Genomic DNA, 15,665 nt, shown 5'->3' on the forward strand with positions numbered 1-15,665 from the left:
TTCGGATACTTTAGAAGTACAAAAATGGGTCATAACACTAGCCAATACGCTGTACCACAACCCTTTAAAATTAACCTCTTCTATTTTTAATTTTTAACAGTCACAGTCTTCTATAAGAACTCCGTACGCCCCTCAATTCTCGGCGTAAGGTGAATCTGCTCTCTCATATATTCATCAAGCGCAACACGGATATTACCAGTAATCAGCCGCGCTTCTCCTCTATCACGTATCTTCTCTGCATCAATCCCTAGGAACTTGGACAGGTTATCCAGATGATACCCTTCGATTCCCACCTTAAACAGCCGCTCATCCGCAATCGGCTCTCCCTGATAAGTTGTTTCCACAAGACTTTCCGTTTCTCTCTCATAGACAAAATGCCAACCTTGACTAATCTGATAATACTCGCTATGCCCCGCTCCAGATATCGGCGCTTCCCCAAGGACATGGAGCATTGCTGACTTAATCTCCACACCGGTCAGAGTAATCTGCACAAGTTTCTCATCAAACGAGTACATATCCAGAAGATCACCTGCTGTGATGACTGGACCGATCGCTTCTTTTCGAAGGCTCCCCGATCCCAGCATAACCAGATCCACCTGATACCGTTCTTTCAGCATATCACAGAATAGATTCCCCACAGAAGTCTCCTGATAACGGAACGGATGGGTTGCCTGTGCTGTCATCGTTGTCAGAATAACACCGTACTTTTCATCTGTAATCCTCTTATAATTCAGAATTAGTTCTTCGATTGCCGTGTTTTTCTCACAATGTCCGGCATCAATCGGAACCGTCTTCCACGTATAGCTGTCAACCGCATTCCTGTCAGTGTCTATCTCGATATCCATCCTTCCAATCTGATCCGTACCAATTCCCGCCTGAACAATCAGAATGTTATTCACTTCAGCAGGCTTTTCCAGTAACGTATGGCTATGACCGCCGATGATCACATCCACTCCCAATTCCGGGTCCAGCTGCTTTGCCAATTCAATATCATTCTCATAACCAATGTGTGTCAATAGAATTGTAAAATCAATGTCTGCACCCTTATAACCATTTACAATAGCGCTAACCTCTTCTGCCGCATCATTTACATCAACAAATGTTCCGAGCAGCGTATCCTTCTTCGCACGTCCCATGATTTCTTCCGTCACAATTCCAATGACCAGAATATTCATCCCATCCATCCGAATAATCTTATGCGAGTTAAACAGACGCATACCATTTGTCTTAATATAAATATTGGCATTGACAATCGGGAACTTACAGCACCTCTCCAAAAACAGCAGGTGTGCAATCCCATAGTCTACCTCGTGATTGCCTAGAGAAACCACATCCGGTCCCAATGCATTCATAATCTCGATCGTCGAGATGCCCTGAAATTCGGAATCAATTAATGAACCCCGGAACATATCTCCCGCAATCATATAAAGTGTATTGGGAACTTCCTCTCTGGTCTTGTTGATATAACCTGAGAGCATGGATACGCCGCCAACCAGGCGCTCATCCAGTTCCTCTGCCATGAAATCTCCGTGAAGATCGTTGGAGTGAAGGAGGGTAAGATGTTTTAGGTGTTTATTCGTTGTCTCGCTCATATTTTTCCTTTCTGCTGTTTATAATGATTTCAATTTCTGCAATTCCGCAGAAACTGCTTATGCACAGGTATAATGTCTGTTGACATTGTACCAAGTCGCTAGCGCGACGGCTATTTATCAGAAGAAAAACATTGGGAATGTCAAATAACGATGTATACCACATTATTTCTTGTGTAATGCATTAGTAAAACAAGTGACTTGAAATGGATGAACCTACATCTTCATCCATTTATAAGCCCCTCAGCAATCGTTATTACACCTGCAGATGAACTTTACTTCACCTTTTTCTGATACATGGATAACAGTTTGTCCAGATAAATTGACTTAAACTGCTTACTTGCCAATGCCTGTTTAAGCGGCGGCAACTTCAGTATCGTACCAAATACTGCTGCCATGGCACGATGATTGGCAAATGCCTGATTATCGAATATCAGATTCTGCAGCGTCCCTTTTTCAATTGCCTGAAGCACGAACCTATGTGTACTGTTCACCGGCGTAATGACCTGTATCGGTCTCCGTTCCAGATTGATCGCCTTTGTCGGGCAATTTCTTGCACACACACCACATCCAAGACAGATCTCTTCATCGATAACCGGATGCTTCTTTTTCTTTGAATCCGCGGAATCTTTCTCTTCCATCGCTATTGCCAGAATTGGACATACCTTGGCGCATTTTCCACAACTAATACATTTATCCGGAGAAACTTTCGGGATATAATTGGTGGTTGCCACTGGCTGCATCGGGCTGAATCTCCGTGCCGCCTGTAACGCCTCACAGCAGCATCCGCAGCAGTTACAGATGAACGCCGGATGTTCACGGACATTTTCTCCAATCTGTACCAGATTGCTTTCATAAGACAACTCCAGAACTTCTTTCGCCTCTTCTTTAGAAATCAATCTGGCATAGCCGCCGTGTTCTGCAAGAGAGCGTGCCACATTGTCGAAAGTCAGACACACATCCCATGGTGCATTGATCTCGCAAGGATGACCTGCATGGTACATCTTATGTCGGCAGTAGCAAGTACCAAGTCCGATGTATTTCGCCTCTTCTACGATATGTGTCGCACGCTCGTAATCTAATATATGATTGGTTTTATCATTGGTAAGTACCGGTTCCTGCACATAGACACGCCCAAGCCTGGTCTCCGTCGCAAAGAACAAATCTTTCACGAAGTCCTCTTCTACATTCATGTATTGATAATATAATTCGCCCAGATATTTCTGGTCAATATCTCCTCTGGTACGCATCAGTGCAAATTCGATAAATCCTGCCATCGGAGGCGGCATAACAAACTGACGCTCGCCGTGATAATCAGAATCTACCAGCAAGGCTTTCTCACAAAGGTGATCCAATAGTTTCTCCGCATTGGCTTCGGTGGTTCCCCAGATTCTTGCTGCTTTTTTCAATGTGAAGGGGCGAACTGGAAGTAATGCTACCCATTTTGCCTCTTTTTCGGTGTACAGGACCTGAAGAATCTTATATAAGGTCTCGGACGGAGGGGCGCCCTGGGTAAACCAGTTGATTCGTTCTTCTAAGTTCTTATATGCGTCTTTTGTTGTCAAGTGTCCCATTTTTATGCCTCCTTGTTTTCATTATACCCTTTTCCATCCATCTCCAATCCTACGGAGTCATCTGTATGCCTTGGCAGTTCTAGTTAATACCGATTATGTACATCCTCCGCAAAACACATCATATCTTTCACATGGATCTTACGTCCATCATCAAGAACCGCCACTCCACTCATCTTACCAAACACCTGATGCTGGTCAGTCTCAATAATAATTGCGGAAGTTTTTGCAGCCCGGTCAAGCACCGGAACAAAATCCATCTCAAACCGCCCATCGCTGGAGGTGAATTTCCAGGGCTTCATATAACTATCCTTCGGAATATGGAATGTAACATCATCAAGTTTGTGACCAACACCATCATAGAACAGCATATTCTCCGAAGCTGCAGACGTATCGCCAAATCCATAACCTATATTAAAACCAAACGGTTTTCCATCTATCATTGTATTCCCTGAACCCCAATACCATCGGTTGTCATAAGTCCATACGCCCCGTCCCCAATCCAAAGTACCAAAATCCGTATTCTCATTAAAACGATATATTTTTCCATCGTATTTCATATAACCAGATGCTGACATACAATTCATCTTCTGATTATAGTAGAATGCTTTTTTATTCTCCTTAAATGGCGTCGCAATTACCATGGTATCCATTGGCGGCTGCTTTAAGATAATATCACAGGAAAATGGCTTGCCCTGATAGAAATTCCCGAATGCACACTGGATACGCCGTTCGCCATTCTTTACTGTAAATGCCATGTGTAAGCGTTTATCACGATATATGATGTTGCCCTTTTTCGAACTTTCCGGCAGTTTGAACTTGCCCATTGGGAATGCATTCAGAATTGTCTCGGTATGCTCCCATCCTTCTTTAAAATCCAGAAGAGATACTGACTGAAGACCGATGTAACCATCATCTGAAAGGGTGAATGCACCAGCAAAATCTTCATTGAGTACCAGATAATAGTCCCATTCTTTGATTCGGAATTTCGGGGCTTTGATGTCGTTTCTTCTATAGATTTGACATAATTGTCTCGACCAGCCAGGTTCTCGTAAATGCCCGGCGGAAGTTAATAGGTTATCGTGGGATGTTACTTCATGATTTCTCATATGGAACCCTCCTTGGATATTAATTTATAACGTTACTTTTACTATAATTTTATCCTCAAATCACCTTATATTGCACTAATCACTTTATAAGTTGATTCCTACAAAAACGGAGTACGCCAACCGGCGTGCTTAATTGTGTTATTTTTCCCTATGGAAAGAGATTTTTACTGTATGCCGACTTATATTTCAATCCACTCCTTCGCCGTGGAAGGAGACAGCAATTTTACACATAAATCCTCCTTATATTTTCGCCATTTATATGCAACTTGCACTTTTTACATCAATTATTACTCCCTTATATTACTTTTCACCTACATATTTCACAAATCACCGCCTTCGTCTCAGTGCGAATCCCCCTGCACTTTTATGTTCACATCACATTCGCACTAGAATATAAGCGGCTCTGTCACATCATATCCCGCTTTTGCACCAATATGTTCTATCTTGGTTTTATAATTATTTCCCAAATTATAAAATCTTAGGCTATCTACTTCCTTATCTATAATTTTCTCTAAGACATCCTTCACCTGCCGATATTTCACTGCATCTAACTGACATTCAAATACCGAATTCTGTACCCGCTGACCATAATTCACACATTGTTTCGCCACTTTTCTGAGACGTCTTTTTCCCGCTTCCGTCTCCGTATTAACATCATAAGTTATTAGCACCAACATCTTCTCACCTACTTCCACAAAAATGGTGGATATTCATCCAAATCACCTCGAATATACCTGGCAAGAAGCATTGCCTGTGCATATGGCACCAATCCCCACTCAATTTTCTCTCCTAAAAATGGATGAGTGATTGTCTCTTTCTTTTTATTCTGCCACTGTACCAAAAAACTCTTCCGGGTTTCTTCCTCCATGACTACAGCTCCACTTTCCTTTTTTATGAATCCGCTATCGTCAATCATCTTTTTATTTATCAGAGTTAATACAAATCTATCTACCACTACACTACGAAGCTCTTCCATCATATCCAGTGCCAACGATGCTCTTCCTGGTCTGTCTGTGTGGAAAAATCCTACATACGGATCTAATCCTACCGTTTCCAACGCAGATGCACACATACCAGCCAACAATGAATACGCAAACGAAAGCATCGCATTTACATTGTCCAATGGTGGTCTTCGATTTCTTCCTTGGAAACAGAATACCTCTTTCTGTTGTAAAATCAAATCATCAAACACTGAAAAATACACAGATGCAGCTTCTCCTTCTAAGCCCAATAAAGTTTCCGCATTCTCACATACACGTATATCTTTCAACCTCTGTGCTAAAAATGCCGATTTTGCTTTTAATTTGTCTGAATCCAGCCGCAACTCCACCTCTGCTTTTGTCAGTGTCGTGCCTTTGTGTCCTTTCTGCCCACCGGCCTTCCGGCTGGTTTTTTGTCTTCCGTTGTAAGTATTCGCCGGTTTTCCGCCCTTCTGGTCTGTAGAAGGCGGCTGTGAGCTATTGGAACTGTCGTTATTGAGGATGCTTTTAAACGGGCATTGTCATCTTTCAGAAGTTGATTCTCCTGTGTCAGTCCATCAATTTTAGCATTCAAACGGTCAACATCCTCTTTGTGTTCTATTTTTTCTGTATGAAGATCCTGTTCCACTGCATCAAGGCGGGCCATAACATCCATGAGCTGGTTATAAATGCTTTTTTCATAATTCCCTGCCATTTATGGTCGCCTCCTTTAATTCTGATATAAAGAATATACCAGAAATCAGGAAAAAAAGCGAATCAGGAAGAACTCCAGTTTCGTCATAATGACGGTGGACAACTTTTTTCATTTCGTCGCTGATGTGGATCCGGAGCGGATATTTTTAAAGAAAACCAGCGGAACCGCAGAAGTTATCCACAATAAACATATCTAGGGCTTTTGTGAGTCTCCGATGATCCCTGATCTGATTCTTGTTGTGAATAACTCGACAGCGAAACTCATAAAATTTTCGGCACTTTTTTTCTATTCAGTTCAACCGGGAGGCTGAACTGTTACCGAAAAATTAAAAAATTTGCAAAAAGTATTTGCAAAATCTGTAATACTGTGATAGAATGTTTTTTATCAGCGGAGATGGCGGAATGGCAGACGCGCTAGATTCAGGTTCTAGTGGGAGCAATCCTGTGAGGGTTCAAGTCCCTTTCTCCGCATGGTTTAAAAGCCCTTGATTTTCAAGGGCTTTTTTCTATACAAATCTAATCACCTCATTGTATTCCCCCATTTCTAAAGAAAATCTTATGTCTTCGTGAACTTTCTGTGATATCTCTTGAGTATTGCGACTAAACATACTAAAATAAGAAAATGTTTTAGGGAGGATATCATTACTATGAGTATAAATAATACAAAATCAATGAAAAAACCAACAGACCTCTTCGATGATGACTTCGAAGTCATCTACCAGGAAGAGGATTTCTCTGATCTCTTACGAGAAGAGATGACCGAGAGAAAATACGATGATTATAAAGATGTCTTATCAAACCTATCCGAAATGGACGACACCGATTATATTGAAAAGAACCGTACCGGATATTATAGAAAAAGCGCACGAAAATATGACACGAATACAAATACCCGAGACGAGGATGCCGTTTCCTCCTCCGAAAAGAAGAAGAGCAAGAGCCATATCAAGATGCCTAACCTTGTGTCCCCGGTTGCCAAGACTGCCAAAGCCGGAGGCAAGGCAATCTATAACGTGGTCAACACGCTCCTTCGGGCTGCGACACTGATCTTAATTGCAGCAGTTGCTTACACATTGGCAATTAATTTCTGGAAGAATCACAGTGCGTACGGAGACATTCTCCGTGCAGTTTCGGATAAGAATTACATCCTTGGCGCATACGCCGGAGTCGCTGCATTCCTGCTGCTGTTTGAACTGATCGCGTTCTTTATGGTCTTATCAGGCAGTAAAAAAAGCGGCCGCAAAGGTCGCTATCAGGACACAGGCAAAGGTCTGTTCTCCTTTATATTCATCTACGCAGGTGCCTATCTGGCTTCTATGTTGAATGGACTGATACCAGCATCTCCGGCACCGCTTCAGGGGGTACAGGGTGCGCTCTTTGTATACGGCTCTCTGTGTTCTGCACTGCTTCCGCTTTGCACCGCTGGCGTCATCAGTTGCCTGGTACGCAGATTCCTCATTCGCTAGTTTTTTTCAACTGCTAAATACAGCGGTCTTCCAGACATCCGAATCTGGCAGACCGCTATCATTCATCCTATATCCACAGAATCTTTCTTGCTTATCTGCTGTCCCTGCATCGCTGCTTCTTCGTCCTTAACCTGCTGCAGGAAATCCGCATCTTCAGCCTTGGGGCGCGGAATGAACCGATCCGCGAACTTCCCTTTTCCCCGGCTCTTCACATAGAAATATCCTATAATGGAAAATACCACCGCACCAATAAAATTCACAAACAGATCCTTCATCGTATCCAGGAGCCCTATATCCAGATAGCCTCCAAGTCCCAGATCCTGCCCATTCACTGTCACATCCGTAATATTATCTATTCCCACCGGAATATTACTGTTCGTCGGATCCAACATGACCGAATTAATATTGTACACAATCGTATCCTTCTGCATATCCAGACCGAACAACTGATCCATCCCACATTCGAAGAATTCCCACAGTACACCAATCGTCATAGAAAAGCAGAATGCCACAATCGCCACAAATACCGGAGATAACTGAATTGAAAACCGCTCACTCCGATTCAGAATATCCACCAGCGCGAATCCAATAGCTGCTGCCAGGAATCCATTCAACGTATGAAGCGCCGTATCCCAAAACTCGAACTTAATGTAATAAGCCTGTATCTCTCCTAAAATCTCCGCCGCAAATATAAACATCAGGATCGTAATCTCCAGCCCCGTAGGCAATTCAATCTTCAGATTCACCTGGATAAAACTTGGCATTATCAGCAAGATCAATGTAAGCAGACATAAGAATACATTCTCATAGTTCTGATTAAACACCTGACGAATCATTGTTATTATAACCAACATTCTAAGCACAACGTATACAATATAAGAACTTCGATGCTCTCTTCGTTCCATTGCCAGTGCTTTTTTCATTAATTTTAGTTTTCTTGTAATCTTCATATATTCTCTCGCATTAGTTCAGGAAGTTATCGATAATAATACCTTCCGCCTCTTCTTCTGTCATTCCCAGGGTACGTAATTTTACCAACTGCTCATCATTGATTCGTCCAATGGCTGCCTCATGGATGATAGCGGCATCCAGGTGTCTCGCGTTGATTTCCGGAATAGAACTAACTTCAGCGTGATCCATAATGATCGAATCACACTGCACATGCGCATGGCACTTCGCATTGCCAACAGCCTTCGGATGGAATACCTGCTTTGAAGTTCCTTTCGCTACAGATCGTGAGATAATCTGCGCCGAACTTCCTTCACCATTCATCCGAATCTCCATGTTAGACTCCGCAATCTGATTATCATGCGTCATCAATTTCTCGATCACATATAATTTGGAGCCCGCCCCCATCTCAACCTCAGTTTCACGGACAGTAGAATCCACGCCTTTAATCTGTGCCGTATCCAGCGTAAATATCGAATCCTCATCCATATAGATCTTCGTAACCGGGTTCAGCACCTTAGTGCCTGTTCCTTCACCCTCACCATAGTGTTTTTCTTCATAGCGTACATTCGTACCTTTTCCCACATGAAAAGAATGGATACCATCATGACGACTCTCATTGCAGCCGCTGTTATGGATGCCGCAGCCTGCCACAATCGTCACATCTGCACCATCTGCGATGTAGAAATCATTGTAGACCTCATCCCTCATACCGGAGGCATCTACCACAACCGGAATATGCACCTGCTCCCCCTTCGTCTCTCCATCGATATAGATATCAATTCCCTGCTTATCCGTCTTCTTCTTAATCTTAATATGCTCGCTGTCGCCATGACAAAGCGCAATTCCATTATGGCGCAGGTTAAAAGCGCCCTTCTGTTTGAACCCTGATTCATCTATCTGCTTCAATATTCTCTGTGTAATCTGATCTAAAGTTGCCATATCCGTTATCCCTCCTACTGTCGATTCATGCAGGCGCAGCTGTCGCCCTTATTAAGCAATGTCGGAAGAATCTCATCCCTTGATCCGATTGCGCCGATAGTTCCATCTTCAATCACCATGATCCGGTCTGCCATCTGAATGATTCTCTCCTGATGGGAGATCAGAATCAAACTCTCTGCCTTCTTATTATGAATCTTTTCAAACTGCTGGATCAGCATAGAGAAACTCCACAGGTCAATCCCCGCCTCCGGCTCATCAAAGATACATAATTTGTGTGGTTTTGCAAGCACCGTAGCAATCTCCAGACGCTTCATCTCTCCTCCTGAGAGCGTTGCATCTACCTCTCTCTTAAGATATTCCTGCGCACACAATCCCACGCCGCTTAACAGAGCGCAGCATTCTTCCTCTGTCAATTTACGTCCTGCCGCCAGTGATAATAATTTATCAACAGTCATTCCCTTGAATCTCGGCGGCTGCTGGAATGCAAACCCAATCCCTGCATTCGCCCGGTGATTAATATCATAAGAAGTGATGTCTTCTCCGTCCAGTATGATCTGTCCTTCATCCGCTTCTTCAATTCCCATCAGCACCTTGGCAAGCGTAGATTTGCCGCCGCCGTTCGGTCCTGTTATCACAAGCATCTCGCCATCACCAACCTGAAAACAGATATCTTTAACGATGCTTCTCTCTATTCCATTCTCATTCACTTTGAATGTCAGGTTCTTAACTTCAAGCATAATGTCAGCTCCTTTTACTTCTGTATTTTTTAAGCTATTGCTTATTATAATCCAAATACCTGGGTATAGCAAGGGGAGACAGAATTCTGCCTCCCCTTATATCTCCGCTTCTATTCTATTCCCTAATGAATTATTCTTTCTCTATTCGCTGTTGACGGCGGACTGTTCTACGATATCGATACAGGCAGATTCCTAATCCAATAATCAAGACCGCCGACAGAATGATACGCACGCCTGTCTTTCTGTACCCTTCTTGCTTCTCCTTCGCTCTCTGCTCCGCCTTCATCTCTTCCGCCTCTTGAAGTTGCTCGCCTTCTTCTTCTGATAGCGTAACCAATTTCCCGATATCCAGTTGCTCTTCAACTAATTCCTTAATCAGTTCCTGCCCCTCCTGATTCGGATGAAGCCCATCCGACTGTGTATTCACTCCTATATCTGAAGCAAATAGATCCGCTACCTGATAATCATATTCATCTGCATACTCAATAATAATATCATTCATTCCATTAATGACCGTATCGACTACTATATTCAGCGTTCCTGGCAACTCCATATTGCTGACCGGATTATAAATCGTGGTAACGACCATCTGCACATTCTCTTTCCGATTCTGTTCAATACTTTCCATCGCCTGAATCCAGTCATGTTCAAATGATTCATAATCCCATCCGCCAATTGCAGCTGCCACCTTAACCAGAAGCAGCGGATTATCCGCAATTCCTTCCTTAAGCCCTGTAAGAGCGGAATTCGCATCCCGGAACTTTGTATCAATATTCAGAATCTCCTGCGAAACACTCCGAAACTCAATGAGAAGATCATTTGCCCCAATGGTAAGGCTAATCATATCCGCTTTCTTCAACTGCTCTTTTACCTCCGAGTCTGCCAGATACCTCTCATATAGTTTACCAGTCGTCAGCCCGTTCTTGGTATAGCAGGAGAGATTGACCTGACTTTCTCCCATAGCCCCAAGATCATCCGCGACCAATTGCGGATATCCGGTTACCTCCATCTCATCTGCCGCAAAATATCCATTCGGTATGCTGTCTCCCAGGGCAACATACTCCAGCACCTTCTGGTCAGACACATTCGGGGAACTCTCAGCAGCATCCTGTTTTGCTTCTGTATTTTCAGCATTTTCGGCTGCATAAAGTATCGGGGCAGATATGACACATGCTAGTAATACTGCCCATAGAAGACACCGGACTACATATTTCCCTGCCCTCATTCTAATCACTTCTATCTTCTTGAAATTTTAAAACAAAAGTCCCAACTCCTTGGATTCCAAGGAATTGAGACCTTTCTCCATGGCGAGTGTTCTTATAGCATTTGAAAAGCTGTAAGAACACTCGTCTTTTTTTATTGTTTTCATCCGGCGATTTCGGCTGGGATGTAGTTGACAAACACGCCCTTCCGGGTATTGACGGTCACATCAGGGATGGGCAGGGGCAGCATTTTAGGGATTGTGATTTCTCCCACGCAGTTATAATGGATGCGAAGCCGCTGCTCCCATACACCATCAATTTTCTCCGCATTATAAACCTCGATCTTCTCAACCAATTCGTTGAGCATCCGGGGCGTGAGTTTGCGTGCGCGGGTGTACTTTCGCACCAAAGAGATGAACATATCCGTGGTCATGGCCTGACTGCTCTGCTTCTCGATTTCGGAGTGGAGCTTTTTGATTTTCTCCGCCAGTTCCTTTTGCTCGTCCTCATACCGTCTGGACATTTTCGCAAAACGGTCGTCGGAGAGTTTGCCGGAAACATTGTCCTCATAGATGCGTTCAAACAGCCCGTCCAGTTCCTCGTCACGGGCAAGCAGAGCCTTCAATTCCTTCTCCTTCAGCTTGCGGTCGGTCTCCGCCGCTTGCTGGGAGTGCCCGATCACTGCTTTCAGAAATTCGTCCTCATAGAGACTAGCGAACTTCGTCAGACGACGGATTTCACCAAGCACCACCTGTTCCAGAAAATCCACTCGGACATAGTGGGTGGAAGTACAGCTCCCACGGTTTCCCTTATAGTTGGAGCAGTTGAAATACTTGATCTCCGGGTTTCCCTGATTGAAGTGGAAATGAAGATTACTGCCGCAGTCGGCACAGACCAGCAGACCGGAGAACATGTTGTGCTCGCCTTCGTTGGTGCGGCGCTTGCGAATTTTTCCCCGCTTCTGCTGTACCTGCTCAAATATGGACCGTTCGATGATCGGCTCGTGAACGTCCTTGAAGATGACCCAATTTTCACGGTCATTCTCCAACCTCTTTTTGTTCTTGTAGGATTTAGAATAGGTCTTGAAGTTGAGAATGTCGCCGCAATACTCCTGCAAAGACAGGATTTTGGTCACGGTGGAACTGTTCCACTTGGTAGCGGGCTGCTGCTTGCCCTTTCCGGGCCGCTTGATGCCCTTCTTTAGCCAATAGGCACGCGGGGTAAGGATTTCGTCCTTTTCAAGCTGGGCTGCAATCTGCTCCGTTCCGTAACCCTCCAGGGTCATGCTGTAAATCCGCCGAACCACCTGGGCGGCTTCATCGTCCACGATCCAACGCTTCGGATTGTCGGGGTCTTTGATGTAACCGTAGGGAGGCTGGCCCATTGGCTCACCCGCATTTCCCTTGATTTTGTTGCTGATACGCCGCTTCTTGCTGATGTCGCGGGCGTACCACTCATTGAACAGGTTGCGGATCGGTGCCAACTCATTCTCGCCCTCGGCGGTGTCGATGTTATCGGATACCGCCACCAGGCGAATGTCATGCTCCGGGAAAAATTCCTCGGTCAGCCTGCCGACCTCGATGTAGTTACGGCCCAGGCGGGAAAGGTCTTTGACAAATACTGCGGCGGCCCGCCCCTGTTCAAGCTGCTGAATCATCTCCACAAAACCAGGGCGGTCCATCGTGACGCCGGAAATGCCATCGTCCAGGAAATGGACCAGGTTGGTGTAGCCTTTCTCCTTTGCCACTTTGGTCAACAGCTTTTTCTGATTGCCGATGCTGTAACTCTCACCTTCCAGATTATCGTCACGGGAAAGCCGCTCGTAGAGGAAAGCGGTCACATCACGGGATTTTTTGTTATTCGACTGTCTCATAAGTCCTCCTTTCTGGACAGCCGAACAGCGCATATCTTGTATTCCCAATACAATTATACCGCTGTCCTCTGCCCGTGTCAGCCGAGTATGGAAAGTTTACATTTTCTCATTTTCGGCCTTCATCAATCGAAGGAGGACACTACCCAAGGTATCCGGGCTTTCCTCTTTGAAAACAGACTCTACGACAAACGACCTATTGCCGAAGCGATAGGTCGTTTTTTCTTTCAAAGGGTTTTCTTGCGGCTTTTTACCGCTTGAAACAGAATTACGATCTTGCATAATAATCCCCTTTCATTTGCGTATAGTCGAAAACGAAAGAGGCAAAAAACGGACGGCTGCTGGCCGCAGCTCCACGGGAATCTCACCCCGGCCCATGCTGATGGGTGCGCCGCGCAATGCTTTGAGGGCGTTCAACGCGGGAGTATCATTATCCTGCCTGCGCATCCTCGCCCACAGGCTGCCATACCTGTTTTGCGGCCTGGTTTTGTCGCTCACCTGTTTGGTAGGGGTCCCGTCCTGCGGACTTGCAACAGGGTCATGGCGCACCGGCCGACCGGCTCCACACAGACAGATCGTATCCGTCTGCCTTATGCTGCGCCGGAGGCCTCCCGCCGGGCTTTCTTTGTCAAGGAGCTTTGAACTCTGCTGCCAGATTGCCAGGGCAAGGAAAGGGAGAGAAACTTGCCCCGGACATTTTTAGACTGTCAGCACTTTGAAACTTGTCACGATGCTATGTATCAGCTTCGTTTCCAGCCTGAGCCGCATATCTTCATCCACATACAGGTACTCGTTCCCATACTCATCCTTCACAGGTCTGGTGGCAAGAGCCCGAATGTACTTCTGATAGTGAGCGACCACGGCGGCAAGGGCATTTTCGTCACCGCTTACGGCTGCCAAGATTACCGGCACCGGGATCGGTTTCACTTGTCCGACCATTCAAATCCCTCCTTCATCAGATATTCGCGCAATTCTTTCAGCGTAACGAGCCGCCGCTTGGATACGGTCTGATGGACGATATTCAGCTTCTCGCTGATCTCACGGTCCGTCATCCCCAGGAAATAGGACAGCAGGATCACATCCCGCTTGCCTTCCGGCAGCTGCGCCAAGGCATCAGCCAAAAGATCGCCGGTCACGACCACCGGAAGTCCCAGCACTTCAAAGACATGCTCTCTCATAAAGTGCTTGTCCCACACAGCGGTTTGCTCCAGCTCGGAGGTGGTTAGCTCTCCGAAGGATTTTTCCTGATCCCGAAGGCCTGCATAATCCCGTTGGATATGCAAAGCCTCATTCTTCAAAACCTTGACACAGAAAGCGCCAAACTGATTTTGAATACGCTGCTCATAGGAGTCTTTCATTTTCTCACCTCCCTTCGCGCCGCAACGGGTGCGGGGTGGTGATTTCCTCCCTTTCGCCTTAGTAATCCAAGACTTGCAATTTTGGCAACCTGAAAAGGAAAGAAATTTTTATGAAAGGCTCCGTTAGGTAACGAAGGCCCACATAAACAGCAAAAAGCGCCCATCCGCAAAATGCGGACAGGCGCAGAGGAACTAATAGAAGCATTTACATGATTTGTTTGTTCATCTTCATGGTCAGAATATCCCGAAAATGGGAACAGACTTTTTTTGACAAGATGGCGTTTGTCGTTTTAAGTCGAAACACTTTTTGTTTCATGGCGACTCCCTCCGTGGGCCGCCGATCTCGCCAGCGTCAGGGCGTCGTTCCTAATGAGGGCATAAAAGAACGGCGGCCTTGATTGTTCAAAGCCGCCGTATATTCAATCGAGCATGGGGAATGGGCTGCTGTACGACGGCTTTTTTTCTTTGCCGTCGTCCGGCAGTTGAAAGATATTTAGTGTTTATCGCTGATGGTAGACAATATGACACCGATTTCTGTATCTACCAGGGTTCTGTAAGTGTTCGTTATGCCTTGCGAGTAGACTTCAATAAATCCTTCTTTGGCTATTACAATATGCCTCTCTTTTACTCTGTGGAAAATACAACCCAATAAAACCAACCTGCTCCGGCTGATTGGCAATCTTGGCTGCTCCGCTGCGCAAGATTTTCCAGGCAATCAGCAAATCAGCCCCAGGCAGCAGTAGATTGACAACTGCTGCCAGTACGGAAATGGTGCCTGGATATGCAACCAGGAACACTATGCTTCCTCCGCCCAACATCAGAAACGGTAGCAATACGCCGGTAAGGTAAGCCTTAGTGGAAAGCACCGCCAGGCAGGAACACATGGGCATTCCATGTTTAAACAGGTACTTAATTTCATAATTTTCCAATCGCCCAGCCACTTTCCAGCCAAGGCCGTGAAACAGCTCATGGAGAGGCAAACTTACCACAATGACAACCAGTAGAATGAGACCGGTATGATTCAATAACACCGCTCGATTCAGCAGGAATATCCGATATGCCCCACCAGCAAGAGCTACAAAAGGTAGGGCAATCAGCATCCCCCAGAGATATGCTTGGCGGCAGGAAAATGTATAATTCTGATAATGCCAGCCATCAGCTACAAACCGAGCGATCTGATTACGGACATCCATCCGAAAC

General features: G+C 45.3%; 15 protein-coding genes, 1 tRNA gene and 1 pseudogene. 2 read left to right on the forward strand and 15 right to left on the reverse strand.

Features of this window, described 5'->3' with window-relative positions; genetic code table 11:
- Positions 1 to 110: 110 nt before the first annotated feature.
- The 6 genes and pseudogenes from ACQRBN_RS00940 to ACQRBN_RS00965 form a co-directional block, all read right to left on the reverse strand.
- Positions 111 to 1,592, reverse strand: a complete 1,482-nt coding sequence (locus ACQRBN_RS00940; RefSeq protein ID WP_427737057.1) for a bifunctional metallophosphatase/5'-nucleotidase — start codon at positions 1,590 to 1,592, stop codon at positions 111 to 113.
- A gap of 272 nt (positions 1,593 to 1,864) precedes the next feature.
- A complete protein-coding gene (locus tag ACQRBN_RS00945) occupies positions 1,865 to 3,163 on the reverse strand; it encodes an ATP-binding protein (protein WP_427737058.1) in 1,299 nt (432 codons plus the stop codon).
- Positions 3,164 to 3,246: 83 nt separating this feature from the next.
- Positions 3,247 to 4,269: a DUF2804 domain-containing protein gene (locus tag ACQRBN_RS00950; protein WP_427737059.1), complete on the reverse strand. Its 1,023-nt coding sequence runs from the start codon at positions 4,267 to 4,269 to the stop codon at positions 3,247 to 3,249.
- 386 nt (positions 4,270 to 4,655) lie between these two features.
- Entirely contained in the window at positions 4,656 to 4,946 is a 291-nt protein-coding gene (gene cas2 / locus ACQRBN_RS00955; RefSeq protein ID WP_427737061.1) for a CRISPR-associated endonuclease Cas2, read from the reverse strand.
- Between the two features lie 8 nt (positions 4,947 to 4,954).
- Positions 4,955 to 5,593, reverse strand: a pseudogene (cas1, locus tag ACQRBN_RS00960) (CRISPR-associated endonuclease Cas1); the annotation flags it as partial.
- A 17-nt stretch (positions 5,594 to 5,610) separates the two neighbouring features.
- Positions 5,611 to 5,943: a hypothetical protein gene (locus tag ACQRBN_RS00965; protein WP_427737062.1), complete on the reverse strand. Its 333-nt coding sequence runs from the start codon at positions 5,941 to 5,943 to the stop codon at positions 5,611 to 5,613.
- 387 nt (positions 5,944 to 6,330) lie between these two features.
- On the opposite strand from ACQRBN_RS00965, the gene ACQRBN_RS00970 reads away from it, so the two are divergent.
- A tRNA-Leu gene (locus tag ACQRBN_RS00970) sits at positions 6,331 to 6,413 on the forward strand.
- 176 nt (positions 6,414 to 6,589) lie between these two features.
- Entirely contained in the window at positions 6,590 to 7,408 is an 819-nt protein-coding gene (locus ACQRBN_RS00975) for a hypothetical protein (protein WP_427737063.1), read from the forward strand.
- 62 nt (positions 7,409 to 7,470) lie between these two features.
- On the opposite strand, the gene ACQRBN_RS00980 is transcribed toward ACQRBN_RS00975, so the two are convergent.
- The 9 genes from ACQRBN_RS00980 to ACQRBN_RS01020 all read right to left on the reverse strand — a co-directional run bounded on the left by ACQRBN_RS00980 (position 7,471) and on the right by ACQRBN_RS01020 (position 15,658).
- Complete coding sequence (locus tag ACQRBN_RS00980) at positions 7,471 to 8,358, reverse strand: hypothetical protein (protein WP_427737064.1); 888 nt, start codon at positions 8,356 to 8,358, stop codon at positions 7,471 to 7,473.
- Positions 8,359 to 8,371: 13 nt separating this feature from the next.
- Positions 8,372 to 9,298 (reverse strand): SufB/SufD family protein, encoded by a 927-nt coding sequence (locus tag ACQRBN_RS00985; RefSeq protein WP_427737065.1) that lies wholly within the window; start codon positions 9,296 to 9,298, stop codon positions 8,372 to 8,374.
- Between the two features lie 14 nt (positions 9,299 to 9,312).
- Positions 9,313 to 10,035 (reverse strand): ABC transporter ATP-binding protein, encoded by a 723-nt coding sequence (locus ACQRBN_RS00990; RefSeq protein ID WP_427737066.1) that lies wholly within the window; start codon positions 10,033 to 10,035, stop codon positions 9,313 to 9,315.
- Between the two features lie 130 nt (positions 10,036 to 10,165).
- Positions 10,166 to 11,260, reverse strand: coding sequence for an SGNH/GDSL hydrolase family protein (locus ACQRBN_RS00995; RefSeq protein WP_427737067.1), 1,095 nt, complete (start codon positions 11,258 to 11,260; stop codon positions 10,166 to 10,168).
- A gap of 140 nt (positions 11,261 to 11,400) precedes the next feature.
- Positions 11,401 to 13,110, reverse strand: a complete 1,710-nt coding sequence (locus ACQRBN_RS01000) for a DUF4368 domain-containing protein (RefSeq protein ID WP_427737068.1) — start codon at positions 13,108 to 13,110, stop codon at positions 11,401 to 11,403.
- Positions 13,111 to 13,206: 96 nt separating this feature from the next.
- Complete coding sequence (locus ACQRBN_RS01005; protein WP_427737069.1) at positions 13,207 to 13,389, reverse strand: hypothetical protein; 183 nt, start codon at positions 13,387 to 13,389, stop codon at positions 13,207 to 13,209.
- A gap of 417 nt (positions 13,390 to 13,806) precedes the next feature.
- The gene (locus ACQRBN_RS01010; RefSeq protein WP_427737070.1) at positions 13,807 to 14,046 is read right to left on the reverse strand and encodes a helix-turn-helix domain-containing protein; all 240 of its coding nucleotides are present in this window, start codon (positions 14,044 to 14,046) and stop codon (positions 13,807 to 13,809) included.
- Complete coding sequence (locus tag ACQRBN_RS01015; RefSeq protein WP_427737071.1) at positions 14,031 to 14,465, reverse strand: sigma-70 family RNA polymerase sigma factor; 435 nt, start codon at positions 14,463 to 14,465, stop codon at positions 14,031 to 14,033. The genes ACQRBN_RS01010 and ACQRBN_RS01015 overlap by 16 nt, the downstream gene beginning before the upstream one ends.
- Positions 14,466 to 15,049: 584 nt before the next feature.
- Positions 15,050 to 15,658: a DUF3267 domain-containing protein gene (locus ACQRBN_RS01020; RefSeq protein WP_427737073.1), complete on the reverse strand. Its 609-nt coding sequence runs from the start codon at positions 15,656 to 15,658 to the stop codon at positions 15,050 to 15,052.
- Between the last annotated feature and the right edge of the window lie 7 nt (positions 15,659 to 15,665).

Origin of the sequence: Bariatricus sp. SGI.154, from assembly GCF_050313795.1 — a bacterium.
GTDB lineage: Bacteria > Bacillota > Clostridia > Lachnospirales > Lachnospiraceae > CAMBRQ01.